Origin of the sequence: Streptomyces sp. NPDC056144, assembly GCF_042264145.1 — a bacterium.
Lineage (GTDB): Bacteria > Actinomycetota > Actinomycetes > Streptomycetales > Streptomycetaceae > Streptomyces.
In genome coordinates this window covers 450561-475431 of the sequence record NZ_JBHJVF010000003.1, presented here as the reverse complement: position 1 = coordinate 475431, position 24871 = coordinate 450561, and the positions used below count along the sequence as shown (strand labels likewise).

Below are 24871 nucleotides of genomic sequence, written 5' to 3'. Positions count from 1 at the left end.
ACGAAGTGTAAAGAGACGGTAATGAGATACAAGTGATGTGCCGCGCGGAGCACGCGTGCAATGATGTCCGCGCCAGGCGCGCACAGCGCCGCACACAACCGCATACCGGCCGCTCGAATCCGCGCGGGAGAGTTCCGGACCGTCTCAGGGGTCCGGACGCCGAAGGAGCAAGACCCTCCCTTGAATCTCTCAGGCCCCGTACCGCGTGGATGAGGCAGATCTGAAAAGCGGGACACCCTGCCGTGTCCCCACCCAAGGTGCAAGCCGAACGTCTCGGTCACGAGATGCCTTCGGTGAACCTCTCAGGTTCCATGACAGATGGGGAGGACGTCCTCGCCCGTCATGTGTTTTCGTCACCGATCACGCCCTTGGGACCCGGGAGCCACCCCATGAGCACTGCCCCCCGTCTGACCGCCCTCGATGCCCTGCATCGTTCGCTGGGCGCGACCATGACCGACTTCGCGGGCTGGGACATGCCGCTGCGCTACACGAGCGAGCGGGACGAGCACGTCGCCGTCCGCACGAAGGCCGGTCTCTTCGACCTCTCGCACATGGGTGAGATCACGGTCACCGGCCCGGGGGCCGTCGACCTGCTCGACTACGCGCTCGTCGGCAACATCTCCACGGTGGGCAACGGCCGCGCGCGCTACACGATGATCTGCCAGGAGGACGGCGGCATCCTCGACGACCTGATCGTCTACCGCCTCGGCGAGACGGAGTACATGGTCGTCGCCAACGCCTCCAACGCCCAGGTCGTCCTGGACGCCCTGGGCGCCCGCGCCGGCGGCTTCGACGCCGAGGTCCGCGACGACCGCGACGCGTACGCCCTGATCGCCGTCCAGGGCCCGGAGGCCCCCGGCATCCTCAAGCAGCTCACCGACGCCGACCTGGACGGCCTGAAGTACTACGCCGGCCTGCCCGGCACGGTCGCCGGTGTCCCCGCGCTGATCGCCCGTACCGGCTACACCGGCGAGGACGGCTTCGAGCTCTTCCTCAAGCCCGAGCACGCCGAGGGCGTCTGGAAGGCCCTCACCGAGGCGGGCGCCCCGGTCGGCCTGATCCCCTGCGGCCTGTCCTGCCGCGACACGCTCCGCCTGGAGGCGGGCATGCCGCTGTACGGCCACGAGCTGACCACCGCCCTCACCCCCTTCGACGCCGGTCTCGGCCGTGTCGTGAAGTTCGAGAAGCCCGGCGACTTCGTCGGCCGCAAGGCCCTGGAGGCCGCGGCCGAGCGCGCCGAGACCGCCCCGCCGCGCAAGCTGGTCGGCCTGATCGCCGAGGGCCGCCGCGTCCCGCGCGCCGGTTTCTCCGTGGTCTCCGGCGGCGAGGTCGTCGGCGAGATCACCTCGGGCGCCCCGTCCCCGACCCTCGGCAAGCCGATCGCCATCGCGTACGTCGACGCGGCGCTCGCGGCCCCCGGCACCGCCGGTGTGGGCGTGGACATCCGCGGCACCCACGAGCCCTACGAGGTCGTGGCGCTGCCGTTCTACAAGCGCCAGAAGTGACGTAATCGTCTTACTCCGGTCTCACCCCGCGAGACCTCCGTTCATCAGTACTCCCTCGATCCAGGAGAATCAGGTCATGAGCAACCCCCAGCAGCTTCGTTACAGCAAGGAGCACGAGTGGCTGACGGACGCCGTTGACGGCGTCGCGACCGTCGGCATCACCGAGCACGCGGCGAACGCGCTCGGCGACATCGTGTACGTCCAGCTCCCCGAGGTCGGCGCCACCGTGACCGCCGGCGAGGAGTGCGGCGAGCTGGAGTCGACCAAGTCGGTCAGCGAGCTGTACTCCCCCGTGACCGGTGAGGTCGTCGAGGCGAACCAGGACGTCGTCGACGACCCGGCGCTGGTGAACACCGCCCCGTTCGAGGGCGGCTGGCTGTTCAAGGTGCGCCTGACGGAGGAGCCGAAGGACCTGCTCTCCGCCGACGAGTACACCGCCTTCACCGCCGGCTAACCGAGACCCCCTAGGGATCGATTCATGTCGCTTCTGAACACCCCTCTCCACGAGCTGGACCCCGACGTCGCCGCCGCCGTCGACGCCGAGCTCCGCCGTCAGCAGTCCACCCTCGAGATGATCGCCTCGGAGAACTTCGCTCCGGTCGCGGTCATGGAGGCCCAGGGCTCCGTCCTCACCAACAAGTACGCCGAGGGCTACCCGGGCCGCCGCTACTACGGCGGCTGTGAGCACGTCGACGTGGCCGAGCAGATCGCGATCGACCGGATCAAGGACCTGTTCGGCGCCGAGTACGCCAACGTCCAGCCGCACTCCGGCGCCTCCGCGAACCAGGCCGCCCTCTTCGCGATCGCCCAGCCGGGCGACACGATCCTGGGTCTCGACCTGGCGCACGGCGGTCACCTGACCCACGGCATGCGCCTGAACTTCTCGGGCAAGCAGTTCAACGTGGTCGCGTACCACGTGGACGAGGCCGGCCTGGTCGACATGGCCGAGGTCGAGCGCCTCGCCAAGGAGCACCGCCCGAAGGTCATCATCGCGGGCTGGTCCGCCTACCCGCGCCAGCTGGACTTCGCGGAGTTCCGCCGGATCGCCGACGAGGTCGAGGCGTACCTGTGGGTCGACATGGCCCACTTCGCCGGCCTGGTCGCGGCGGGTCTGCACCCGAACCCGGTCGAGTACGCGGACGTGGTGACCTCCACCACGCACAAGACGCTCGGCGGCCCGCGCGGCGGCATCATCCTCGCGAAGAAGGAATTCGCGAAGAAGCTGAACTCCTCGGTCTTCCCCGGTTTCCAGGGCGGCCCGCTGGAGCACGTGATCGCGGCCAAGGCCGTCTCCTTCAAGGTCGCGGCCTCGGAGGAGTTCAAGGAGCGCCAGCAGCGCACCCTGGACGGCGCCCGCGCGCTGGCCGAGCGCCTGGTCCAGGACGACGTCACCGCCCACGGTGTCTCCGTCCTGTCCGGCGGCACGGACGTGCACCTGGTCCTCGTCGACCTGCGCAACTCCGAGCTCGACGGCCAGCAGGCCGAGGACCGCCTCCACGAGGTGGGCATCACGGTCAACCGGAACGCCGTTCCGAACGACCCGCGCCCGCCGATGGTCACCTCGGGTCTGCGCATCGGTACGCCGGCGCTCGCGACCCGCGGTTTCCAGGCCGAGGACTTCACCGAGGTCGCCGACATCATCGCGGAGACCCTGAAGCCCGGCTTCGACGAGGCCAAGGCCGAGTCCCTCAAGGCCCGGGTGACGGCGCTGGCCGACAAGCACCCGCTGTACCCCGGTCTGTAATCGTTTCGTACGCTTTCAGTCGTACGAAGCTCCGGGGCACCGCGCACACTGGACAGTGAGCGCGGTGCCCCTGCTCGTGCCCAGCCCTTCCGCTTTTTCTGCACCACCCCGGCAGACAACGGCGTCTAGCCCCCACAAGGAGTCCTCCCGTGGCCATCTCGGTCTTCGACCTGTTCTCGATCGGCATCGGTCCGTCGAGCTCCCACACGGTGGGCCCCATGCGCGCGGCCCGGATGTTCGCCCGCCGGCTCAAGAACGAGGGCCTGCTCGCCCACACGGCGGCGATACGAGCGGAGCTGTACGGTTCCCTCGGCGCGACCGGCCACGGGCACGGCACCCCGAAGGCCGTCCTCCTCGGCCTGGAGGGGAACTCGCCCCGTACGGTGAACGTGGAGACCGCCGACGAGGAGTTCGAGCGGATCAAGTCCTCGGGCCGGATCAACCTGCTCGGGATGCACGAGATCCCGTTCGCCTTCGACGACGACCTGATCCTGCACCGCCGCAAGGCGCTCCCGTACCACGCCAACGGCATGACGGTCTTCGCGTACGACGCCGAGGGCGCGCTGGTCCTGGAGAAGACGTACTACTCCGTCGGCGGCGGCTTCGTCGTGGACGAGGACGCGGTGGCCGGCGAGAACCCGATCGTCCCCGACGACACCGCCCTGAAGTACCCCTTCCGCACCGGTGACGAGCTGCTCCGCCTGACGAAGGAGACCGGCCTGTCGATCTCCTCGCTCATGCTGGAGAACGAGAAGGCCTGGCGCACCGAGGACGAGATCCGCGCCGGTCTCCTGGAGATCTGGCGCGTCATGCAGGCCTGCGTCTCGCGCGGCATGTCCCGCGAGGGCATCCTGCCCGGCGGCCTGAAGGTCCGCCGCCGCGCCGCGAACACGGCCCGCAAGCTGCGCTCCGAGGGCGACCCGGCGGCGCTCGCGATGGAGTGGATCACCCTCTACGCGATGGCCGTGAACGAGGAGAACGCGGCCGGCGGCCGGGTGGTCACCGCCCCGACGAACGGCGCGGCCGGCATCATCCCCGCCGTCCTGCACTACTACATGAACTTCGTGCCCGGCGCCGACGAGGACGGCATCGTCCGCTTCATGCTCGCGGCCGGCGCGGTCGGCATGCTCTTCAAGGAGAACGCCTCGATCTCCGGCGCCGAGGTCGGCTGCCAGGGCGAGGTCGGCTCCGCCTGCTCGATGGCGGCCGGCGCCCTGGCCGAGGTCCTCGGCGGCACCCCCGAGCAGGTCGAGAACGCGGCCGAGATCGGCATGGAGCACAACCTCGGCCTGACCTGCGACCCGGTCGGCGGCCTGGTCCAGATCCCCTGCATCGAGCGCAACGGCATGGCGGCGGTCAAGGCCGTCACGGCCGCGAAGATGGCCATGCGCGGCGACGGCAGCCACCTCGTCTCCCTCGACAAGGTCATCAAGACCATGAAGGAGACGGGCGCCGACATGAGTGTGAAGTACAAGGAGACCGCGCGCGGCGGTCTCGCGGTGAACATCATCGAGTGCTGAGGCAGCCCTCGGCGGCTTCCTGAAGGCCCTGACCAGCGCGTTCGTCCCGGACGCGCGGGTCGGGGCCTTTTCGCTGCCCGGAGCGCCGCCGTCCAGCTTTGGTCCAGACCTATTGACGGCCCCGACCGTCGCTCCTACGCTCCCGTCGATCGCCCCCACCGCATCCGCCACCCCGGCGAAGAATGGAGCACGGCATGTTCCATCGGCGTATTCACAGGCTGCCCGAGGCGGACGGCGGGCGTCCGGCCGCCGTCCGTGCCCGGCACCGCTCCACCGTCCTGACCCGCGCCTTCGCCGGAATGAGCGCCGCCGCCCTCATCGGCGCGGGCGTCACCCTGGCCGGTTCCGGCCCGGCCGGCGCCGCCGCCCCCAACCTGCTGGCCAACTCCGGCTTCGAGAGCGGCCTTTCCGGCTGGACCTGCACCGGAGGATCCGGCGCGGCCGTCAGCAGCCCGGTGCGCTCCGGCACGTCCGCGTTGAAGGGCACGCCGTCCGGCCAGGACAACGCCCGGTGCAGCCAGACGGTCAGCGTGCAGCCCAACTCGGCGTACACGCTGAGCGCCTACGTCCAGGGCAGCTACGTCTACCTCGGCGCCACCGGCACCGGTGCCGCGAGCGAGCCGCAGACCTGGACGCCCGGCTCCTCCTCGTACAGCCAGCTCAGCGTCAACTTCACCACCGGCGCGAACACCACGTCGGTGACGGTCTACCTGCACGGCTGGTACGGGACGCCCGCGTACCTCGCCGACGACGTGTCGCTCACCGGCCCCGGCGGCACGCCGACCACGCCGCCGACGACCACGCCGCCGACGACCACCCCGCCGACCACGCAGCCGCCCACCACGGCGCCTCCCACGACCGCGCCGCCGACCACCCAGCCGCCCACGACCGCGCCGCCGACCACCCAGCCGCCCACCACCCCGCCCACCACGCCTCCCGGTGACGTCACCTGCGCCACGAAGCCCAAGCCGGCCGGCAAGGTGCTCCAGGGGTACTGGGAGAACTGGGACGGCGCCTCGAACGGGGTCCACCCCGGCATGGGCTGGATCCCCATCACCGACAGCCGGATAGCCCAGCACGGCTACAACGTCATCAACGCCGCCTTCCCGGTGATCCTCTCGGACGGGACCGTCCTGTGGCAGGACGGCATGGACGCGGGCGTGAAGGTGGCGACGCCTGCGGAGATGTGCGAGGCCAAGGCCAAGGGCGCCACGATCCTGATGTCCATCGGCGGCGCGACCGCGGGCATCGACCTGTCGTCGAGCACGGTCGCCGACCGCTTCGTGCAGACGGTCGTCCCGATCCTCAAGAAGTACAACTTCGACGGGATCGACATCGACATCGAGACCGGCCTGTCCGGCAGCGGGAACATCAACACCCTCTCCGCCTCCCAGTCCAACCTGATCCGCATCATCGACGGCGTGCTCGCCCAGATGCCGGCGGGCTTCGGCCTGACGATGGCGCCCGAGACCGCGTACGTCACCGGCGGCAGCGTCACCTACGGGTCCATCTGGGGCTCGTACCTGCCGATCATCAAGAAGTACGCGGACAACGGCCGGCTGTGGTGGCTCAACATGCAGTACTACAACGGCAGCATGTACGGCTGCTCGGGCGACTCGTACCAGGCCGGCACCGTGCAGGGCTTCACCGCCCAGACCACCTGCCTCAACAACGGTCTGACCATCCAGGGCACCACGATCAAGGTGCCGTACGACAAGCAGGTGCCCGGCCTGCCGGCGCAGCCCGGCGCGGGCGGCGGCCACATGGCGCCCAGTCAGGTCGGCCAGGCGTGGAACGCGTTCAGCGGCTCCCTCAAGGGACTCATGACGTGGTCCGTCAACTGGGACGGCTCGAAGGGCTGGTCCTTCGGCGACAACGTGAAGGCCCTCCAGAACCGCTGACCGCACACTGACCGATCGCTGACCGGACACCGACGTAGTCCCCGTCCCGGTCATGTGAAGGCCCTGAGCAGCGCTGTCACCTTCGGCGCTGGTCAGGGCCTTCCTCGTTTTCACGAAATGCGCTCCCTTGTGCGCGGCCGCACACCGTTTCTGCGCGGTCGCGCCACAAGGTGGCACAACAAGGCCGTGCGCTCGCCGGATCAGGTGAATGCGACCGTGCGCCCGTTGATATGACCATCTGCCAGGGGCACGCTCCACCTCAGCGGTTTCCCCCCGTTGAGAGGGATGGGCATGACGACCGAAGTCACCGAGTCCGAGCTGGAGACCCTGCTCCGCGGCGCGCTGCGCGTCACGGGGACGGGCGAGCGCTGGACGACCGAGTCGAACGAGAGCTGGTGCCGGGTGGCACCGCGCTCCGGGGCCGGCCCCCAGCAGGGCTGGAAGCTGCACGTCTCCGCCACCTCCGCTTCCGCGCCGACGGTGCTCCTGAAGTCCCTCGAAGTGCTGCTCCCCGACGGGTCGGCCTTCAAGTTCGCCCGCTCCCTGGAACAGGTCGGCGCCCTCAACACCCGGGCCACCCCGCGCGGCAGCTCGGGCAAGTTCCTCACCGTCTACCCCGCCTCCGACGCCGACGCGGCCCGCCTCGCGCGGGCCCTCCACGCGGCGACCGCCGGCCTCGCCGGGCCCCGCATCCTCTCCGACCGGCCGTACGCCCCCGGCAGCCTGGTGCACTACCGCTACGGCGCGTTCGTCGGGCGGCAGCGGCTCTCGGCCGACGGACTCATGATCTGGTACATCGAGGACCCCGACGGCAAGCCGGTGGAGGACAGGCGGACCGGGCGGTACGCGCCCCCGGAGTGGGCGGTCAGCCCCTTCCCCGACCACGCCGTGCCCGTCGAGGTGAAGAAGCCCGGGCCCGTCCTCCTCGGCGGCCGGTTCTCGGTACGGGAGGCCATCCGCCACACCAACAAGGGCGGCGTCTACCGGGGCACCGACGTCGGGACCGGCGCGCCCGTGGTCATCAAGGAGACCCGCCCCCACGTGGAGGCCGACGCCGACGGCAACGACGTCCGCGACTGGCTGCGCACCGAGGCCCGCACCCTGGAGAAGCTCAGGGGCACCGGGCTCGCGCCGGAGCCGCTCGCCCTCTTCGAGCACGGCGGCCACCTGTTCCTCGCCCAGGAGAAGGTGCCGGGGATCCCGCTGCGGAACTGGGCCGCCGAGCACTTCCGCGACGCGGGCGCCGACCGGTACCGCGCCGACGCGCTGGACCAGGCCCGGCTCCTGATCGACCTCGTCGAGGCCGCCCACGCCAGGGGCTGCGTCCTGCGCGACTTCACCCCGGCCAACGTGATGGTCCGCCCCGACGGCGGACTGCGCCTCATCGACCTGGAGCTCGCCGTCCTCGCCGAGGACGAGGCCCTCCCGACCCGCGTCGGCACGCCCGGCTTCAGTCCCCCCGAGCGCCTGGTGGACGCGCCCGTCTCCCCGACCGGCGACTACTACAGCCTCGGCGCGACCCTGTGCTTCGTCCTCACCGGCAAGGTGCCGGCCCTCCTGGCGGAGAAGCCCGCCGCCCGGCCGGCCGAGGAACGGCTCGCCGCGTGGCTGGCCGCCTGCGCCGCCCCGCTGGACCTGCCGGACGGCCTGGTCGCGATGATCCTCGGGCTGATGAGGGACGACCCCGCCGCCCGCTGGACCCCCGCGCGGGCCCGGGACGCGCTCCGCGAGAGCTGTACGGAGCCGGGCGGAGCCCGTACCGCCACGACGGACGGCGACACCGGCGCCCTGGACGAGGCCGTGGCCGGGATCGTGGAGCACCTCCTCGACTCCATGACGCCCGAGGACGACCGGCGCCTCTGGCCCGTCTCCGTCAAGGCCGGGGAGACCGACGCCTGCATCGTGCAGCAGGGCGCGGCCGGCGTGCTGTCCGCCCTCACCCGCTTCTTCGAGGTCACCGGCGACCCCCGGCTTCCCGAGCGCATCGCCGCGGCCGGTCATTGGATCGCCGCACGCGCCGACACCTCGGCCACCCGTCCCGGCCTGCACTTCGGGGGCCGCGGCACGGCCTGGGCGCTGTACGACGCGGGCCGCGCCGTCGGCGACCGGGCGCTCGTCGACCACGCCCTGGCCCTCGCCCTCGCGCCCCAGGAGCCGACGCCGAGCCACGACATCACGCACGGCGCGGCCGGCGGCGGACTGGCCGCCGCCCACTTCTGGCACCGCACCGGCGACCCCCGCTTCGCCGAGCGGGTCGCCGAGGCCGCCGACCGGCTGGCCGCCGCGGCCCGGCGCGAACCGTCCGGGACGAGCTGGCCCGTACCCGCCGAGGCGGTGTCCGAGGAGGCCGGGAAGCGCTACCTGGGCTTCGCCCACGGCGCCGCCGGCATCGGCTGCTTCCTCCTGGAGGCCGCCGGCATCACCAAGAACCCCGAGCACCGGCGCCTGGCCGTGGAGGCGGGCGAGCTCCTGGCGGCGCAGGCCGTCATGGTCGGCGGCGCGGCGCAGTGGCCCGCGCAGGCCGGGGACGTGCCGACCGCGCCGTACTGGTGCCACGGCTCGGCCGGCATCGGCTCCTTCCTGGTCCGGCTGTGGCGGGCGACCGGCGACGACCGCTTCCGCGACCTCGCCGTCGGCGCCACCCGGGCCGTCGTGGAGCGGGCCTCCCGGGCCCCCGTCACCCAGTGCCACGGCCTGGCGGGCAACGGCGACTTCCTCCTCGACATGGCGGAGGCCACCGGTGATCCCGCCCACCTGGCGCGGGCCCGGCAACTGGCCCGTCTCGTCCTCGTCGAAGGATCCCGGCGCGGCGGCCACGTCGTCTTCCCCAACGAGTACGGGGACGTCTCGACGAGCTGGAGCGACGGTTCGGCGGGAATCCTGGCGTTCCTCCTGCGGGTGCGCCACCAAGAGCCCCGGCACTGGATGGTCCAGCGGCCGGTATGAGCGGCGGGGTCCCCCGTCGCCACGTCACAGAGTGAAGGAGATTGTCATGGAGAACCAGGACCTTGAGCTGCTGGCCCACCTGCACGCCCTTCCGGAGACCGACCCGGTCGGCGTCGACGGCGACTCGTTCAGCGGAACGTGCGCGTGCGTCGGCCTGCTGACGCTCCTCAACACCGTCTGTATCGGCATCAGCTGCGCGTAGCGGCCATGAACCCCCCGGCCGGTGGTTGCCTCGGAGGCAGCCGCCGGCCGGTGTGGGATCCGGCCGACGCGGAGGGCGACGGAGGGCGACGGAGGGCGGGACCGATGCAGGAGCAGCCGTACGACTCCGGCCACGCGATCAGTGCGCGCGGCCTGGTGAAGAGCTACCCGGGCCCGGACGGCACCGCCGTCGACGCGGTCCGCGGCCTCGACCTCGACGTGCGCCGGGGCGAGAGCTACGGCTTCCTCGGCCCCAACGGCGCCGGGAAGTCCACGACCATCGCGATGCTGTGCGCGCTCGCCCGCCCCACCTCCGGTCACGCCGCCGTGGCCGGCTTCGACGTGTCCGCCCGCCCCCACGACGTGCGCCGCCGGGTCGGCATCCTGTTCCAGCACGGCGCCCTCGACCCCGACCTGACCGTCGAGCAGAACCTGCGCGTCCACGCCCGTCTGTACGGGATGGCCCGCCGCGAGGTGCGCGACCGCACCGCCGAGGTGCTCGGGCCCGCCGGTCTCGCCGACCGGCGCCGGTTCCCCGTACGCGCCCTGTCGGGCGGGACGCGGCGCCGCCTGGAGATCGCCCGCCAGCTGCTGCACTCCCCGAGCGTGCTGTTCCTGGACGAGCCGACGACCGGGCTCGACCCGCACGCGCGGGCCGGGATCTGGGACCACCTGCGGGCGCTGCGCGAGCGGGACGGCAGCACCCTCTTCGTCACCACCCACTACCTGGAGGAGGCGGAGCACTGCGACCGGATCGGGATCATCGACGGGGGCCGCCTGGTCGCCGAGGGCACGCCGTCCGACCTGAAGGCCGCGATCGGCGACGACCGGGTGGTGCTGCGCACCAGCGACGACGGGCGCGCCCGGAAGGTCGTCGCCCAGGCCGCCCCGCCGGACCGGACCGTCACCGTGGACGCCGAGGGGACGTGGCTGCGGGTGCCGGAGGGCAGCGCCTGGATCCCCCGGCTGTGCGCGGCCCTGGAGGCGCACGGCATCGCCGTGCACGCCGCCTCCGCGACCCCGCCCACGCTCGACGACGTGTTCTTCCACCACACCGGCCGCAGCATGGGAGCCGCCCGATGACCACCCTCGCCCTCCGGGCGCCCGAGGCCGCGGAGCGGGGCCGGGCCTCCCGGCTGCGGCGCGAGCTGCGGGCGGTCCACGCCCTGGTCCACCGCGACCTGCTGCGGCTGGCCGCCCAGCGCTCCTCCACCGCGCTGATCCTGCTGCAGCCGGTGCTCTACCTCTTCGCCCTCGGCGGGGGGCTCGCCGCTCTCATCCCCACCGCCTCGCTGGGCACGGACTACCGGACGTACCTCTTCCCCGGCATGCTGATGATGACCGTGCAGACCCCGGCCGTCATGGTGGGCATCCGGCTGATCACCGACCGGCAGAGCGGTTACCTCCGTGAGCTCCTGATGGCCCCCGTCGGCCGTTCCACCCTGCTCGTGGGCAGCTGCCTCGGCGGCACGCTCGTCGCGGCGGTGCAGGGCGCCGTCCTGCTCTGCCTGGCCGGAGCCGTCGGTCTGCCGTACGACCCGGTGCTCCTGCTGCTGCTCCTCGGCGCCGTGCTGCTGGCCTCCTTCGCCCTCACGAGCCTGACCCTGGCGCTGGCGGTGACGCTGCGCGGCCCGGAGCTCTTCCACACCCTGCTCAGCCTGCTGATGATGCCGCTGCTCTTCCTGTCCGGCGCGTTCTTCCCGCTGGAGTCCCTGCCCGGCTGGTGCCGCGCCCTGGCCGCGGCGAACCCGCTCGCGTACGGCGTGGACCTGCTCCGCCGGTGCGTCGCGCTGCGGGTCCCGGACCAGGCGTCGGGCGGCGGCCTCAGCTGGGCCGGGCATCAGCCGCCGCTCCTTCTGGAGGCCGGTCTCCTCCTCGCCGTCGGCGCCCTGACCCTCGCGTGGGCCGCCCGCCGTTTCAGCCGTCCGGAGTGAGGGTCAGTAGCGGACCCACAGGACGATGACGTCCGGGCGGGTGGAGCTCAGCGGCTCGCAGAAGAAGATCGGGCCCCAGATCTGGTAGCCGGCGGTGCCGGCGGCCTGGCACTCGGCGTACGAGGCGTGGTGGCTGCGGGCGTACCAGCCGGGCCCGGGGGCCGCCTCGGCGGTGCCCGCGGTGCCGAGCGCGAGCGCTCCGGCGGTCACGGTGAGGGCGAGGGCGGCTGCGGTGCGGCGAAACGTGGCAAGCATGACGTGTCCTCCTGATAGCCGGGGATGTGCACGGCTGCGCAGCCGGGACGAACGTACCGTCGCGACGGGGGCCGCACAATAGGTCTAGGCCAATGAGGTTCCCGGCCAACTCCCCGCGATATCAGGGAAGTTCTACGGCGTGAGCCAGTGCGGATCCGGGACCACGGTCAGCAGGGCCGACACGGCCACGATCACACCCAGGGCCGCCACCTCCACGCGGGCCGGGGACTCCGCGTCGCCGCCGGACAGCATCCGGGCGCGGGCCGCGAGGGCCAGCAGGCTGACGCCGCCGAAGAGGAGCAGTTTCACCAGGAGGACCCTGCCGTACGCCGAGGTGAGGACGGCGTCCAGGGGAAGGCGGCGGAGGGTGGAGACGGTGCCGGTGACGGCGAGTGCCGCGTACACGACGGCGGCCATGCGGGCGTAGCGGGCCAGGACGTCCCGCCCTCCGCCCCTCAGCCGCATGGTCCTCAGCACGTACAGGAGTGTTCCGCACCAGAGCGAGGCGCCGGTGAGGTGGACGACGGTCAGGGCCGTGCCGATGGCCGGGGTGGCGGGTTCCGGGTGGGCGCGCAGGGCCTCGGAGAGGATCGCGACGGCGAGCGGGGCCACGGCGAGGACCGGGCGCCGGGAGGCCGCGCACAGGGCCGCGAGGAGGAAGGCGTTGGCCGTGACGAGCAGCAGGCGTCCTTCGCGGAGCCCGTAGACGACGGGCAGGCTCAGGCCGCTGACGGCGGCGAGGAGGATCAGGAGTCCGGCGGAGGCGCCCGCGGCGAGCAGGGCCGCCGGGACGGAGTACGCGCGGGGTCGCGGGCCCGCGCCGGCTATCCGGCCTCCGGCGAGTTCGCCCACCTGGACGGCGAGGCCGGCGAGGACGAGGAAGCGCAGCAGCGCGGTGGTACCGGCTGCGGGTATCCGGAGCTCTCCCGTCCCCGTCTGGGCTATGCCCGCACCCAGCAGGACGACGGCGAGGACGGCGGCGGCGATGACGACCACCGCTGTCAGACGGCTCGGGGTACCGAAAGGTCCGGGAAGCGTCACCGCTCGATCGTCACCGAGCCCGGGTCGCGCGGCAACTCAGTGTGAGGCCGCCCGCCCGGGCTCGTGGGACTGGACCGTTCGGGTCAGGCCTTGCTGTAGTGACCCCAGAACTCGTCCCAGGACAGGACGCCGTCGCCGTTGTCGTCGCGCTGCTTGATGAGCACCTCGGCGACCGTCTCGGTGACGTTGAAGTCGCCGTGCTTCGCCATGAGGCTCTTGTACTCCGCCGCGGTGATGAATCCGTCGCCGTCCGCGTCGAACTGGTTGAACGCCGTACGCGCCTCGTCGATGTTCGCCACTGCTTCCGCCCCTTCTTGGTGCTTCCTTGACGGGTGAAAGATTAGCGGCCCCGTTCCTGCCGGATGATGGGTGGTATGAACAGCGAAGTGGCACGGATCCTGGCGGCGGCGGCGAGCGGAACGTTCCCTCCCCCGGACGGGTCGACGACGGTCGTTCCCCAGCCGAACCGCCGTGACGCGGGCGTCCTCGCCTTCACCGCCCATTCGGTGATCTTCTCGGACGCCGATCCGGAGTGGATACGGGCGGAGCTCGCCGCCACGTCGAGCGACCCGCTCGCGGCGAGCATGAACCCGGCCTTCCTCGTCGCCCTGATGACCCGCACGGGCCTGCGCATGAACACGATCGACCTGCTGACGGTGGCCGACGCCCTCCCCGGCCCTCCCCCGCTGGAGCTCCGCGAGATCGACGACCCCTCACACCCCCGGGTCGAGCGGGCGCTGAAGTTCCGCGACGAGGTCCGGGTCTGGGCGGCCGACGGCGGCATCCTGATCCTGGGCCGGGGCGTGGCCGGCCGCTGGGAGGCGGCGGTCGAGGTCGACGAGGCGGTACGCCACCGGGGACTGGGCCGCGCGCTGGCGACGGCGGCCCGTCACCTCACCCCGGGGGACGTGGTGTGGGCGCAGCAGTCGCCGGGCAACGCGCGCAGCGTGCGGACCTTCCAGGCGGCGGGGTACCGGCCGGTGGCGTCGGAGGCGCTCCTGGTCGCGGGCTGAGCGGCTACCGGAAGATGCCCGTGTGGCCGAGCGAGTACCGGCCCGGCTGCGGGTAGACCGCGAGGCCGTGCGGGCCGCCGCCGACGGGGATGCGGGCCAGCTGCTGCCCGGTCGTGGTGTCGACGGCGTACACCTCGGAGTCGTACCGCCCGGACAGCCAGAGGACCTTTCCGTCGGCGGAGACCCCGCCCATGTCCGGGGAGCCGCCGTCGGGGAGCCACCACTTCTTGGTGAGCTTGTTCCTGCCGAAGTCGAAGACGGAGATCGAGCCCTCGCCGCGGTTGGGGACGTACATCTCCTTCGAGTCCCGGCTGATGTAGAGGCCGTGGCAGCCCTTGCCGGTGGGGAGCAGGGTCGGGGTGGTGAACTTCTCGCCGTCGAGGACCCACATGCCGTGGGCCATCATGTCGGCGACGTAGAAGGTCTTCCCGTCCGGGGAGATCTTCACGTCCTGCGGCATGGCGCCCTGGAAGGGCAGTTTCTGCTGGCCGATCACCTCCATCTTCTCGGTGTCGACCTTGAGGAGTTCGCCGGAGAACTCGCAGGAGACGACGAAGTAGCGGCCGTCGGCGGAGAAGTCGGCGTGGTTGACGCCGTAGCAGCTGACGGGGACGGTCTTCTTCCGCTCCATGGTGTGGGGGTCGCGGAAGACGAGTTCTCGGTCGAGCGAGGCCATGACGACGGCGTACTTGCCGTTCGGCGTGAAGTAGAGGTTGTACGGGTCGTGGACCTCGACCGGCTTCCCGGCGACGCCGGTGGCGGGGTCGATGGGGGTGAGGGTGTGGCCCCGGTTGTTGTTGACCCAGAGGGTCTTCATGTCCCAGGACGGGACGACGTGCTGGGGCTGGACGCCGACCGGGATCGTCTCGATCACCTTGTAGGTGGCGGGGTCGATGACGGAGACCGTGTTGGAGTTGGTGTTGGGGACGTAGATCCGGGAGGGGAAGTCCCGCACCACCGGGGAGAGCCTGCCGGGGCGGTCGGCGGCGTAGACGTCGTTCGGGTCGAGCACGGGCGGCATGCCGGGGAGTCCGGCGGGCGCGGCGGCCGGCTTGGGGACGGCGGGGGCGGCGGCCTTCTTCACGCCGGTGGCGCCGTTCTCGGTCCGGTCGCCGCCACCGCCGCAGCCGGCGAGGGCGGTACCGGCGAGCAGGGCCGCGGCGAGCAGGAGGCCGCCGCGCTTGGTGAGGTGTGCCATCAGGTCAGCAGCTCCGTGGTGGTGACCGCGCGCAGGCCGCGGCGGTCGAGGTCGGCGAGGAGGAGGGGCAGCGCGGCGGCGGTCTCCGGGTAGCCGAAGTGGAGGCTGACGACCGAGCCGGGTTCGAGGGAGCCGGTGACGTTGCCGAGGATCGCGGTGGCGCCGGGCGAGGTGAAGTCGAGGGAGTCGACGTCGTACGAGAGCGTGTGCGGGTATCCGGCGCGCTGGGCGGCGCGCAGGACGGCGGGGGTGGCGTGCTGGGTGCGCGAGGGCCGGAACCAGGTGCCGACGGAGCCGGTGAGGCGGCGCAGCCGGGCGGCGCAGGCCTCGATCTCCGCGTACGCCTCCGCCTCGCCGAGGGCGTTGATGTCGGTGTGACGCTGGGTGTGGTTGCCGAGGTCGTGTCCGCCGTCGAGGATCCGGCGGGCCATGGCGGGGTGGGCGTCGAGCCAGCTGCCGACGGCGAGGACGGTGACGCGGGCGCCGGCCTTCTCGGCCTGGCCGAGGAGGGTACGGGCCAGGGCCGGGTCGCCCTGGCCGTGGAAGGTGAGCGCGACGCGGGGCCGGTCGCGGGGGCCGTGGGTGATCTCGGCGGGGCTGCCGGGGAAACGGCGGGGCGCGGGGGCCGGGGCCGGGACGCGGGCGGACGCCGGGGTGGGGGCGGGGCGGGCCGCCCTGGGTGCCGGGGGCGGGGCCGTACCGCAGGACGTCAGGAGGCCCGCGCTTGCGAGGGCCGCGCCCGCCCGGAGGGCGCCGCGGCGGTCGATCGGCTTCACCCGACCAGTAAAGGATGATGTCCACCGAATCGCGCCGATTAGGCCGATTCAGGACGTTTGCCAAGCGGATCGGGACGTCCAGCATGCGGACGAGCCCGGGAAACAATCAATGAACCGCATAGTCATTCACAGTTTGCAAGGCGGGTGCCACATGTCACCAATGATTCATAGACGATCTCCACCCATATGTCCGACTCTGTCCCAGTAGGGACGTTTGGCGGTGCGGTCCCCTGTCTGCCATAGTCGGAGACACGACCCCCATTGACCCGGGCCAGGTCGACAAGCGGCGCCGTGGATACACCCCCCCGTCCACGGCGCTTTACACGAGAGCCCCCACGCGCCCCACCACGGCGGACGGGGGCTTTCGTGCGTCCGCTCCCGGAACTCAGACCCGGTCGACGACCCTCATCTCGAACCAGGTGATCTTGCCGAACGGCCCGAGGTCCACGCCCCACCGGTCGGAGAGCTTCTCGACGAGCAGCAGGCCGCGACCGCTCTCGTCCATCTCGGCCACCGGCATCAGACAGGGCAGCCCGCGCGAGGGGTCGCCGACCTCGGCCCGCATCCAGCCGCGCCGCCGGTGCAGCCGCAGGGTGAAGGAGCGGGCGCCGGTGTGCCGGACGGCGTTCCCGACGAGCTCCGAGACGAGCAGGACCGCGTGCTCCGCGACCTGCGGACCGAGTCCCCACTGCCAGAGGATCACCGCCTGGGTGAGCCTCCGGGCCACCCACGCCTTGCCGGGCTCGGAGACGAGCCGGACCTCCCGCTCGGCCGGATTGCCGAACAACTCCAGTATGTCGGCGCCCTGTTCGCCCTCCGCGACCGGTCCCCACCGCGCGGCGGCCGCGCTGCCCCGCGGCCATGGTTGTTCCCTGCTCTCCAGGCCCGCCATGCCCCCCATCATGGCCGCACGGAGCCTCCCGCGGGGGCCGTTCCGATGGAATCGGCCCCCTGGGTGGCCCCGGACAGGGGGGCTTCAAGGGCGGCTCAGGCGAACTTCGCCTTGCCCGGGCCCTCCTCGACGAAGCTGCGCATGCCCGTCTCGCGGTCCTCGGTGGCGAACAGCCCGGCGAACCAGGTGCGTTCGATGGCGAGGCCGGTGTCGATGTCGGCCTCCAGGCCCTGGTCGACCGCTTCCTTCGCCGCGCGCAGGGCGACCGCGGGGCCCTGCGCCAGCTTCGCGGCCCAGGCGTGCGCCTGCTCGTACACCTCGGCGGCGGGCACGACCCGGTCGACGAGGCCGAGGGTCAGGGCCTCGTCCGCCTTGACCATCCGGCCGGTGAAGATGAGGTCCTTGGCGCGGGACGGGCCGATGAGGCGGGAGAGGCGCTGGGTGCCGCCGGCGCCCGGGATCAGGCCGAGGAGGATCTCCGGCTGGCCGAGCTTCGCGTTGTCGGCGGCGATCCGGTAGTCGGCGCAGAGCGCGAGCTCGCAGCCGCCGCCGAGCGCGTACCCGGTGACGGCGGCGACGACCGGCTTGGGGATGCGGGCGATGGCGGTGAAGGAGTCCTGGAGGGCGCGCGAGCGCTTGACCATGGCCACGTGGTCCATGACCTGCATCTCCTTGATGTCCGCGCCGGCCGCGAACACCTTCTCGCCGCCGTAGAGGATCACGGCCCGCACGTCGTCCCGGTCGGTCGCCTCCTGGGCCAGCTCGCGCAGCCGGTCCTGGGTGGCGATGTCGAGGGCGTTCATCGGGGGGCGGTCGAGGCGGATCGTGCCGACGCCGTCGGCGACTTCGAGGTTCACAGTCATGGGGAAAGGTTAGTGGCCGTTAACGACGAGGGGCCCGGTGCTGTTGCTCACAGCACCGGGCCCCTTCGTCGGCTCGGGTCTACTTGACCCACTCCGACCAGTCCATGTTCCAGCCGTTCAGGCCGTTGTCCGGACGGATCTGCTTGTCCTTGGAGTTCTTCACGACGACCACGTCACCGATGATCGAGCGGTCGAAGAACCAGGCCGACGGGGTCGAGGAGTCGCCCGCGCCGCGCACGTCCTGGAGGCCGACGCAGCCGTGGCTGACGTTCTGCGAGCCGAAGGTGCTCGCCGGGGCCCAGTAGTTGCCGTGCACGAAGGTGCCCGAGGTGGACAGGCGCATGGCGTGCGGGACGTCCTTGATGTCGTACTCGCCGCCGAAGCCGACCGTGGCCCCGTTCATGCGGGTCACCTTGTACTTCTCGCTGATGACCATCTGGCCGTTGTACGTCGTCGTGGACGGGGCGCCCGCGGTGATCGGCAGCGTCTTGATGATCTTGCCGTCGCGCTCGACCTTCATCGTCTTGGCACTCGCGTCGACGGTGGAGACCTGACGGCGGCCGATGGTGAAGCTGACGGTCTTCTTCTGCTTGCCGTAGACGCCCGGACGGCCCTCGACGCCGTCGAGGTTGAGCTGCACCGTGACCTTGGTGCCCGCGGCCCAGTACTCCTCGGGGCGGAAGTCGAGGCGGTCGTTGCCGAACCAGTGGCCCTCGATCTCGCCGGCCGGCTCGGCCGTCACCTTGATGGCCTTCTCGACGGCCTCGGGGTCGGTGATGCCCCGGGTGAAGTTGATGGAGACCGGCATGCCGACGCCGACGGTCGAGCCGTCCTCCGGCGTGTAGTGGCCGATGAAGGTGTTCTGCGGGACCAGCGTGGTGAAGGTGGTGTCCTTCGCCGACTCGCGGCCCTCGGCGTCCTTCGCGATGGCGTGGACCTTGTACTGGGTGCCCGCGGAGAGGTGGGCGGTGGGCGTCCAGCTGGTGCCGTCGGCCGCGATCGCGCCCTCGACCTCGGTGCCCTTGGAGTCGGCGACCGTGACCGTGGTCAGCTTGCCCTGCTCGGCGGTCACCTTGAGGGCGCCGCTGGTGGCGACCGAGTCGGCGCCGTCCTTCGGAAGGACCGTCACGACGGCCTGGGAGGCCGCGTTGTCCGGCTTGCCCGTGCCCTGGGCCGCCGGGTTCTGGCCCGCGTTGCCGCCGTCCCCGCCCGTGTCACCGCCGCCGCAGGCGGTGAGCGCGAGCAGCAGCGCCCCTGTGGCCAGCGCCGACAGGCGGACGCTCCGGCCCCGCCGCTGACGGCGAGCCGTCGTCCCTACCGATGCCCCCGATATCGGCTGCCCGTTCACTGTGGTCGTCTCCCCTCGCACGGCCTGGCAACGCCACGGCCCCACCCCCGTGCGCATCAGCTCGCGCGCACGGCGTCAGGTAATCACACCGCAGGACACGAAAGATCCACGCGAATGTCACCGTTCCGTCCCGATCATCGTAGGGGCGGGGACCGGAGTTGGCCTGGTGACGGGGGATGCGCGCGAGGGGGGTGCGCCGGGCGTCAGTTCAGCGCCGAACCGGCCTTCCAGTGGACCCAGTCCAGGTTCCACCCCCCGAGCCCGTTGTCCGGAGCGACCTTCTTGTCCTTGGAGTTGACCACCTCGACGACGTCCCCGACGAGCGTCCGGTCGAAGAACCAGCCGGCCGGGGAGTCGGCGCTGCCGCCCTTCTCGTCGCGCAGACCCACGCAGCCGTGGCTGACGTTGGCCGAGCCGAAGGTGCCCGGGGAGGCCCAGTAGTTGCCGTGCAGGAAGGTCCCGGACTCGGTGAGCCGCATGGCGTGCGGGACGTCCTTGATGTCGTACTCGCCGCCGAAGCCGACCGTCCGGCCGTCCATCCGCGTCACGTCGTACAGCTCGGTGACGACCATCTTCCCGTTGTACGTGGTGGTCTTCGGCGCGCCCGCGGTGATCGGCACGGTGGCGAGGACCTCGCCGTCCCTGCGGACCTCCATGGTGTGGGCGGCGGCGTCGACCAGGGAGACCTGGGAGCGCCCGACGGTGAAGCCGACCTTCTTGCGCTGGATGCCGTAGACGCCGGGCGCGCCCTCGACGTCGCGGAGCGCGAGGTCGAGGGTGACGCGGGTGCCGGGCTTCCAGTACGCGGCGGGGCGGAAGTCCAGCCGCTCCTTGCCGAACCAGTGGCCGGCGACCTCGACGGGCGGCTCGGAGGTGATCCTGATGGCCCGTTCGACCTCGGCGCGGTTCTCGATCGGCCGGTTGAAGGAGAAGGAGACGATCATCCCGGTGCCGACAGTGGAACGGTTCTCCGGCTTGAAGTAGCCGATGAAGCGGCTCTCCGGGACGACCGTGGTGAAGGTGGTGTGCCGGGCGGAGCGGCGGCCGTGGGCGTCGAGCGCGACGGCGTCCACGCTGTACTTGGCGGCGAGCGCGAGCCGGGTGCCCTCGCCCGGCCGCCAGCTCAGCCCGTCGGCGGAGATCTCGCCCGCGACCCGGGTCCGCTGGGCGTCCTCGACCTGCACCACCGTCACCCGTTCGAGGCGCCCGCTGTCCACCCGTACCTCCAGGGGACCGTCGGCCGGCACGCCCCGCCGGCCGTCCTCGGGGCTGACCCGGATGACATCACCGGGAGCCCTCGCCTTCCCCGGCATCGGGAGGCCGATGCCCCCGCCGCCGTCGGCTCCCGTGCATCCCGCGAGGCCCGTCATCAGTCCCGTCGACAGGCCCGCCACCGCCAGGGCGTACGCCGCCCGCTTCCATACGCGATTCACGCCCGGCCCAACGACGGCCCCCCTCCAGGGGAAACGTACGTGCGGGCCATGTTGGGAGCGGGGCCGCGCGGGCAGAACAGGGAGGACGACGGGAATGCGCGACGCGCGGGAGCGGCGGCCGGGACGCCGCCGCTCCCCGGCGTGCGGGCCCCATGAGCCGCGGGAGGCCGGACGGTGTCGAGCGCAGCCGAGCAGGAGACGGTACGGGGACGTGCCGCGGAGGACACGCGGCGCCCCCTCGCGGTGTGGCCGGGGGCGCCGACGCCCCTCGGGGCGCGCTGCCGGACCGGGCCCGGCGGGGTGGCGGGGACGAACTTCGCGCTGTGGGCGGGGGGCGCGGAGGCGGTCGAGCTGTGCCTGTTCGACGGGGACGGTGCGGAGGTACGGCTGCCGCTGACGGAGCTGACGCACGAGATCTGGCACGGTTTCGTGCCCGGCATCGGGGCCGGTCAGCGGTACGGGTACCGGGTGCACGGCCGGTGGGACCCCTGGACGGGCGCCCGCTGGAACCCGGCGAAGCTGCTCCTCGACCCGTACGCGCGGGCCGTCGACGGGGACTTCGCGGCGCTGCCCCCGGAGACGTACGGGCATGTGCGGGACTGGCCGCAGCAGCACGTGGCCGACACCGTCCGCGACGACCGGGACTCGGCGCCGCACGTCCCCAAGGGGGTCGTCGTCCAGGACGACGACGACTGGTCGGACGACCGCAGGCCGAAGACGCCCTGGCAGGACTCGGTCATCTACGAGCTCCACGTGAAGGGGTTCACCCGGCTCCACCCGGGGATCCCCGAGCGGCTGCGGGGCACGTACGCGGGGCTGGCGCACCCGGCGGCGATCGAGCACCTCGTCGGGCTCGGGGTGACGGCCGTCGAGCTGCTGCCCGTCCATCAGTTCGCGCACGAGGACCACCTGCTGCGGCGCGGGCTGCGCAACCACTGGGGGTACAACTCGATCGGCTACTTCGCCCCGCACGCCGGCTACGCGGCGACGGGGACGGCGGGGCAGCAGGTCGGCGAGTTCAAGCGGATGGTGCGGGCGCTGCACGCGGCCGGGATCGAGGTGATCCTCGACGTCGTCTACAACCACACGGCGGAGGCGGGCGAGCTCGGGCCGACGCTCTCCCTCAAGGGCATCGACAACCGCGGCTACTACCGGCTCCAGTCCGACGCCCGCCGGTACGCCGACTACACGGGCTGCGGCAACACGCTGCACGTCGTGCAGCCGCAGGTGCTCCGGCTCATCACCGACTCCCTGCGCTACTGGGTGACCGAGATGGGCGTGGACGGCTTCCGCTTCGACCTGGCGGCGGCGCTCGCCCGCTCCATGCACGACGTCGACATGCTCTCCCCCTTCCTCGCCGTCATCGCCCAGGACCCGGTGCTCCGCCGGGTCAAGCTCATCGCCGAGCCCTGGGACGTCGGCAACGGCGGCTACCAGGTCGGCGCCTTCCCGCCGCTGTGGACCGAGTGGAACGACCGCTACCGGGACGCCGTACGGGACTTCTGGCGCGGCGCGCTGCCCGACGTGCGGGACCTCGGCTACCGGCTCTCCGGCTCCAGCGACCTCTACGCCTGGGGCGGGCGGCGGCCGTACGCCTCCGTCAACTTCGTCACCGCGCACGACGGCTTCACGCTCCGGGACCTGGTGACGTACGAGCGGAAGCACAACGAGGCCAACGGCGAGGGCAACCGCGACGGCACCCACGACAACCGGTCCTGGAACTGCGGGACCGAGGGCGAGACCGAGGACCCGGAGATCCAGACGCTGCGGCTGCGCCAGATCCGGAACCTCCTCACCACCCTGCTCCTGTCGACCGGCGTCCCCATGCTCGTCGCGGGCGACGAGATGGGCCGCACCCAGGGCGGCAACAACAACGCGTACTGCCAGGACAACGAGGTCGGCTGGCTCGACTGGTCGCTGCCCGAGGACCCGGGGCGCGCCCAGCTCCTCGCCCTGACCCGGCGTCTGCTCGCCCTGCGGCAGGAGCACCCGGTGCTGCGCCGCCGCGCGTTCTTCTCGGGGCGGGCGCAGCGGGCGGACGGGCTGCGGGACCTGGCGTGGTTCGGCGCGGACGGCGAGGAGATGACGGACGGGGACTGGTACGCGCCGACGGCGACGCTCGGCCTCTACCTCTCGGGCCGGGACATCCCGGGGCGCGACGAGCGCGGGGAGCGGATCACCGACGACAGCTTCCTCGCCGTCCTCCACGCGGGACCGCGCCCGCTGGACTTCCGCCTGCCGGGGCCGCCGTGGGCGCAGTCGTACGAGCTCCTCGTGGACACGGGCCGCGAGGAGCAGGAGGCGGCGCCGGGGACGGTCCACCGGGGCGGGGAGGTGATCCGGGTGGGGGCGCGGTCGACGGTGATGCTGCGGGTGCGGGAGTGAGGCCCCGCGGCCGAGCGGAGGGGCGGCGTCCGAAAACCGGATGAGGCGTGTCGGTGGGGGACCGTAAGGTCGGGTGCGATGCCCGAGAAACCCTTGCCCCCAGAGAACTCCGCGCCTTCGGCGACGCCCCACGACCGGTCGGCGGTCCGGGTGTTGCTGCGTTTGTGGCCTTATGTCCGACCCGTGCGGGTGCGGCTCTTCACGGCCGCTTTCGTCGCGATCGTCGCCTCCTGTCTGTCGCTCGTCATCCCCCTCGTCCTGAAGTGGATGGTCGACGGACCCGTCGCGGACCGCGACCCGGGCGGGGTGTGGCTCGGGGCGCTCTACCTGTTCCTGCTCGGCATCGCCGAGGCGCTGCTCTTCGGCTACCGGCGGTGGCTGGTCGCCCGGCCGCTCGCCGGGGTCGAGGCGCGGATGCGGGCCGATCTGTACCGGCGGCTCCAGCGGCTGCCGATCGCCTTCCACGACCGGTGGGCCTCGGGACAGCTGCTCTCGCGCGGCACGACCGACCTCATGCTGGTCCGGATGTTCCTGGCCTTCCCGCTGACCTTCCTGCTGGTCAACGCGGTGACGATCCTCGCCGGTTGCGTGCTGCTGCTCGCCCAGGACTGGTCCCTCGGCCTGGTGCTGCTCACGCCCGTGGTGCCGCTGGTCCTCGTCTGCTCGCTCTTCGAGGGGCGGTACGGGGCCGTGGCGCGGCGCGCGCAGGACCAGGTGGGCGACCTGACGACGGTCGTCGAGGAGAGCGTCCTCGGCATCCGGATCGTCAAGGGCTTCGGCCGGCACCGCAGCCAGGCGCGGGCCTTCCGGGTGCTCGCGGAGACGCTGCGGGGCACCGAGCTCACCAAGGCCCGGCTGCTCGCCATGATCTGGGGCGTCATCACGTTCGTCCCCGAGCTGGCGATCGGGGCGGCGCTCGTCCTCGGCACCGTCCAGGTGGCGGACGGGGACCTGTCGGCGGGCACGCTCGTCGCGTTCCTGTCGACGGCGCTCGCGCTGCGCTGGCCGGTGGAGTCGATCGGCTTCCTCCTCGCGATGAGCCAGGAGGCGGCGACGGCGACGGAGCGGTACTTCGAGGTGATGGACGCGGAGGAGGAGCCGGAGACGGCGACCCGTGCCCGTACGGACATGGCGGACTCCGGGTCGGACGGCGTGCGGTTCGAGAACGTCGTCTTCCGCTACCCGGACGCGCCCGCCGGCACCCCGCCCGTGCTCGACGGCGTCGACCTCCACATCCGCCCCGGCGAGACGCTCGCCCTGGTCGGCGGCACCGGCTCGGGCAAGACGACGCTGACCGCGCTCGTCCCGCGCCTGCACGAGGCGACCGGCGGACGCATCCTCCTGGACGGCGAGGACATCGCCGGGATGGAGCGCGCGCGGCTCCGCTCCCTCGTCTCGATGGCCTTCGAGGAGCCGACGCTCTTCTCGGCGAGCGTCGGCGAGAACGTCCTCATGGGCGCGGGCGCCTCGGCCGGCGAGCCGGAGCTGCGGCGCGCCCTCGGGATCGCACAGGCGGACGGCTTCGTCGACCGGCTGCCCGACGGCGCGGCGACCCAGGTCGGCGAGCAGGGCCTGAGCCTCTCCGGCGGCCAGCGGCAGCGGCTGGCGCTCGCCCGCGCGGTGGTCGGCAAGCCCCGCTTCCTGGTCCTCGACGACCCGCTGTCGGCGCTCGACGTGCACACGGAGGCGCGGGTCGAGGCCGCCCTGCGGGAGGTCCTGCGGGAGACGACCGCCCTGGTCGTGGCGCACCGCCCGTCGACGGTGATGCTGGCCGACCGGGTCGCGCTGCTCTCCCGGGGCCGTATCGCGGCGGTGGGCACGCACCAGGAACTGCTGCGGAGCAGCGAGGAGTACGCCTGGCTGATGTCCGGCGTGGACGACAGGGCCGAGGGGGCCACGACGTGACGACGGACACC

At 72.2% G+C, this 24871-nt stretch carries 21 protein-coding genes, 1 pseudogene and 1 riboswitch; of the genes and pseudogenes, 13 read left to right on the top strand and 9 right to left on the bottom strand.

Going from position 1 to position 24871, the window contains the following annotated elements; genetic code table 11:
* Positions 1-114 precede the first annotated feature (114 nt).
* Positions 115-214: riboswitch (glycine riboswitch) on the top strand.
* Between the two features lie 175 nt (positions 215-389).
* From gcvT to ACFC0Z_RS12955, 10 genes and pseudogenes are all read left to right on the top strand, one after another.
* Positions 390-1505, top strand: coding sequence for a glycine cleavage system aminomethyltransferase GcvT (gene gcvT / locus ACFC0Z_RS13000; protein ID WP_376436114.1), 1116 nt, complete (start codon positions 390-392; stop codon positions 1503-1505).
* Positions 1506-1581: 76 nt separating this feature from the next.
* On the top strand, positions 1582-1959 hold the full coding sequence (gene gcvH / locus ACFC0Z_RS12995; protein WP_376436111.1) for a glycine cleavage system protein GcvH: 378 nt from the start codon (positions 1582-1584) through the stop codon (positions 1957-1959).
* A 24-nt stretch (positions 1960-1983) separates the two neighbouring features.
* Entirely contained in the window at positions 1984-3249 is a 1266-nt protein-coding gene (glyA, locus tag ACFC0Z_RS12990) for a serine hydroxymethyltransferase (RefSeq protein WP_376436108.1), read from the top strand.
* Between the two features lie 149 nt (positions 3250-3398).
* The gene (locus ACFC0Z_RS12985) at positions 3399-4769 is read left to right on the top strand and encodes an L-serine ammonia-lyase (RefSeq protein WP_376436105.1); all 1371 of its coding nucleotides are present in this window, start codon (positions 3399-3401) and stop codon (positions 4767-4769) included.
* A 182-nt stretch (positions 4770-4951) separates the two neighbouring features.
* Positions 4952-5479: pseudogene (locus ACFC0Z_RS12980) on the top strand (carbohydrate binding domain-containing protein); the annotation flags it as partial.
* 270 nt (positions 5480-5749) lie between these two features.
* The gene (locus tag ACFC0Z_RS12975; protein WP_376436681.1) at positions 5750-6670 is read left to right on the top strand and encodes a chitinase; all 921 of its coding nucleotides are present in this window, start codon (positions 5750-5752) and stop codon (positions 6668-6670) included.
* Positions 6671-6961: 291 nt separating this feature from the next.
* Positions 6962-9616: a class IV lanthionine synthetase LanL gene (gene lanL, locus ACFC0Z_RS12970; RefSeq protein WP_376436103.1), complete on the top strand. Its 2655-nt coding sequence runs from the start codon at positions 6962-6964 to the stop codon at positions 9614-9616.
* 46 nt (positions 9617-9662) lie between these two features.
* Positions 9663-9818 carry a VenA family class IV lanthipeptide gene (locus ACFC0Z_RS12965; RefSeq protein ID WP_165590978.1) on the top strand — a complete coding sequence of 52 codons (156 nt, stop codon included), beginning with the start codon at positions 9663-9665 and terminating at the stop codon, positions 9816-9818.
* A 104-nt stretch (positions 9819-9922) separates the two neighbouring features.
* Positions 9923-10900, top strand: a complete 978-nt coding sequence (locus ACFC0Z_RS12960) for an ATP-binding cassette domain-containing protein (RefSeq protein ID WP_376436100.1) — start codon at positions 9923-9925, stop codon at positions 10898-10900.
* Positions 10897-11751 (top strand): ABC transporter permease, encoded by an 855-nt coding sequence (locus ACFC0Z_RS12955; protein ID WP_376436097.1) that lies wholly within the window; start codon positions 10897-10899, stop codon positions 11749-11751. Before ACFC0Z_RS12960 ends, ACFC0Z_RS12955 begins: the two co-directional genes overlap by 4 nt.
* Positions 11752-11754: 3 nt before the next feature.
* On the opposite strand, the gene ACFC0Z_RS12950 is transcribed toward ACFC0Z_RS12955, so the two are convergent.
* The 3 genes from ACFC0Z_RS12950 to ACFC0Z_RS12940 all read right to left on the bottom strand — a co-directional run bounded on the left by ACFC0Z_RS12950 (position 11755) and on the right by ACFC0Z_RS12940 (position 13346).
* A complete protein-coding gene (locus ACFC0Z_RS12950) occupies positions 11755-12006 on the bottom strand; it encodes a hypothetical protein (RefSeq protein ID WP_376436095.1) in 252 nt (83 codons plus the stop codon).
* A gap of 132 nt (positions 12007-12138) precedes the next feature.
* Positions 12139-13047, bottom strand: a complete 909-nt coding sequence (locus ACFC0Z_RS12945; RefSeq protein WP_376436092.1) for a CopD family protein — start codon at positions 13045-13047, stop codon at positions 12139-12141.
* An 83-nt stretch (positions 13048-13130) separates the two neighbouring features.
* On the bottom strand, positions 13131-13346 hold the full coding sequence (locus tag ACFC0Z_RS12940) for an EF-hand domain-containing protein (protein ID WP_376436090.1): 216 nt from the start codon (positions 13344-13346) through the stop codon (positions 13131-13133).
* Positions 13347-13421: 75 nt separating this feature from the next.
* On the opposite strand from ACFC0Z_RS12940, the gene ACFC0Z_RS12935 reads away from it, so the two are divergent.
* Positions 13422-14060 carry a GNAT family N-acetyltransferase gene (locus tag ACFC0Z_RS12935; RefSeq protein WP_376436087.1) on the top strand — a complete coding sequence of 213 codons (639 nt, stop codon included), beginning with the start codon at positions 13422-13424 and terminating at the stop codon, positions 14058-14060.
* A gap of 4 nt (positions 14061-14064) precedes the next feature.
* On the opposite strand, the gene ACFC0Z_RS12930 is transcribed toward ACFC0Z_RS12935, so the two are convergent.
* The 6 genes from ACFC0Z_RS12930 to ACFC0Z_RS12905 form a co-directional block, all read right to left on the bottom strand.
* Entirely contained in the window at positions 14065-15258 is a 1194-nt protein-coding gene (locus ACFC0Z_RS12930; RefSeq protein ID WP_376436084.1) for a hypothetical protein, read from the bottom strand.
* Positions 15258-16034 carry a polysaccharide deacetylase family protein gene (locus ACFC0Z_RS12925; RefSeq protein WP_376436081.1) on the bottom strand — a complete coding sequence of 259 codons (777 nt, stop codon included), beginning with the start codon at positions 16032-16034 and terminating at the stop codon, positions 15258-15260. Before ACFC0Z_RS12925 ends, ACFC0Z_RS12930 begins: the two co-directional genes overlap by 1 nt.
* Positions 16035-16419: 385 nt before the next feature.
* Complete coding sequence (locus tag ACFC0Z_RS12920) at positions 16420-16938, bottom strand: ATP-binding protein (protein ID WP_376436078.1); 519 nt, start codon at positions 16936-16938, stop codon at positions 16420-16422.
* 83 nt (positions 16939-17021) lie between these two features.
* Entirely contained in the window at positions 17022-17789 is a 768-nt protein-coding gene (locus ACFC0Z_RS12915) for an enoyl-CoA hydratase/isomerase family protein (protein WP_376436076.1), read from the bottom strand.
* Positions 17790-17868: 79 nt separating this feature from the next.
* A complete protein-coding gene (locus ACFC0Z_RS12910; protein ID WP_376436073.1) occupies positions 17869-19137 on the bottom strand; it encodes an Ig-like domain-containing protein in 1269 nt (422 codons plus the stop codon).
* 203 nt (positions 19138-19340) lie between these two features.
* Positions 19341-20570, bottom strand: a complete 1230-nt coding sequence (locus tag ACFC0Z_RS12905; protein WP_376436070.1) for an Ig-like domain-containing protein — start codon at positions 20568-20570, stop codon at positions 19341-19343.
* Between the two features lie 174 nt (positions 20571-20744).
* On the opposite strand from ACFC0Z_RS12905, the gene glgX reads away from it, so the two are divergent.
* Entirely contained in the window at positions 20745-22955 is a 2211-nt protein-coding gene (gene glgX, locus ACFC0Z_RS12900; RefSeq protein WP_376436069.1) for a glycogen debranching protein GlgX, read from the top strand.
* Positions 22956-23033: 78 nt separating this feature from the next.
* Entirely contained in the window at positions 23034-24860 is a 1827-nt protein-coding gene (locus ACFC0Z_RS12895) for an ABC transporter ATP-binding protein (protein WP_376436067.1), read from the top strand.
* Positions 24861-24871 lie beyond the last annotated feature (11 nt).

Bases quoted from the DNA above. Each gene is read 5' to 3' on its own strand.
- gcvT (WP_376436114.1), top strand. From the start codon at position 390: ATGAGCACTGCCCCCCGTCTGACCGCCCTCGATGCCCTGCATCGTTCG.
- gcvH (WP_376436111.1), top strand. From the start codon at position 1,582: ATGAGCAACCCCCAGCAGCTTCGTTACAGCAAGGAGCACGAGTGGCTG.
- glyA (WP_376436108.1), top strand. From the start codon at position 1,984: ATGTCGCTTCTGAACACCCCTCTCCACGAGCTGGACCCCGACGTCGCC.
- lanL (WP_376436103.1), top strand. From the start codon at position 6,962: ATGACGACCGAAGTCACCGAGTCCGAGCTGGAGACCCTGCTCCGCGGC.
- ACFC0Z_RS12965 (WP_165590978.1), top strand. From the start codon at position 9,663: ATGGAGAACCAGGACCTTGAGCTGCTGGCCCACCTGCACGCCCTTCCG.
- ACFC0Z_RS12960 (WP_376436100.1), top strand. From the start codon at position 9,923: ATGCAGGAGCAGCCGTACGACTCCGGCCACGCGATCAGTGCGCGCGGC.
- ACFC0Z_RS12955 (WP_376436097.1), top strand. From the start codon at position 10,897: ATGACCACCCTCGCCCTCCGGGCGCCCGAGGCCGCGGAGCGGGGCCGG.
- ACFC0Z_RS12950 (WP_376436095.1), bottom strand. From the start codon at position 12,006: ATGCTTGCCACGTTTCGCCGCACCGCAGCCGCCCTCGCCCTCACCGTG.
- ACFC0Z_RS12935 (WP_376436087.1), top strand. From the start codon at position 13,422: ATGAACAGCGAAGTGGCACGGATCCTGGCGGCGGCGGCGAGCGGAACG.
- ACFC0Z_RS12930 (WP_376436084.1), bottom strand. From the start codon at position 15,258: ATGGCACACCTCACCAAGCGCGGCGGCCTCCTGCTCGCCGCGGCCCTG.
- ACFC0Z_RS12920 (WP_376436078.1), bottom strand. From the start codon at position 16,938: ATGATGGGGGGCATGGCGGGCCTGGAGAGCAGGGAACAACCATGGCCG.
- ACFC0Z_RS12915 (WP_376436076.1), bottom strand. From the start codon at position 17,789: ATGACTGTGAACCTCGAAGTCGCCGACGGCGTCGGCACGATCCGCCTC.
- ACFC0Z_RS12895 (WP_376436067.1), top strand. From the start codon at position 23,034: ATGCCCGAGAAACCCTTGCCCCCAGAGAACTCCGCGCCTTCGGCGACG.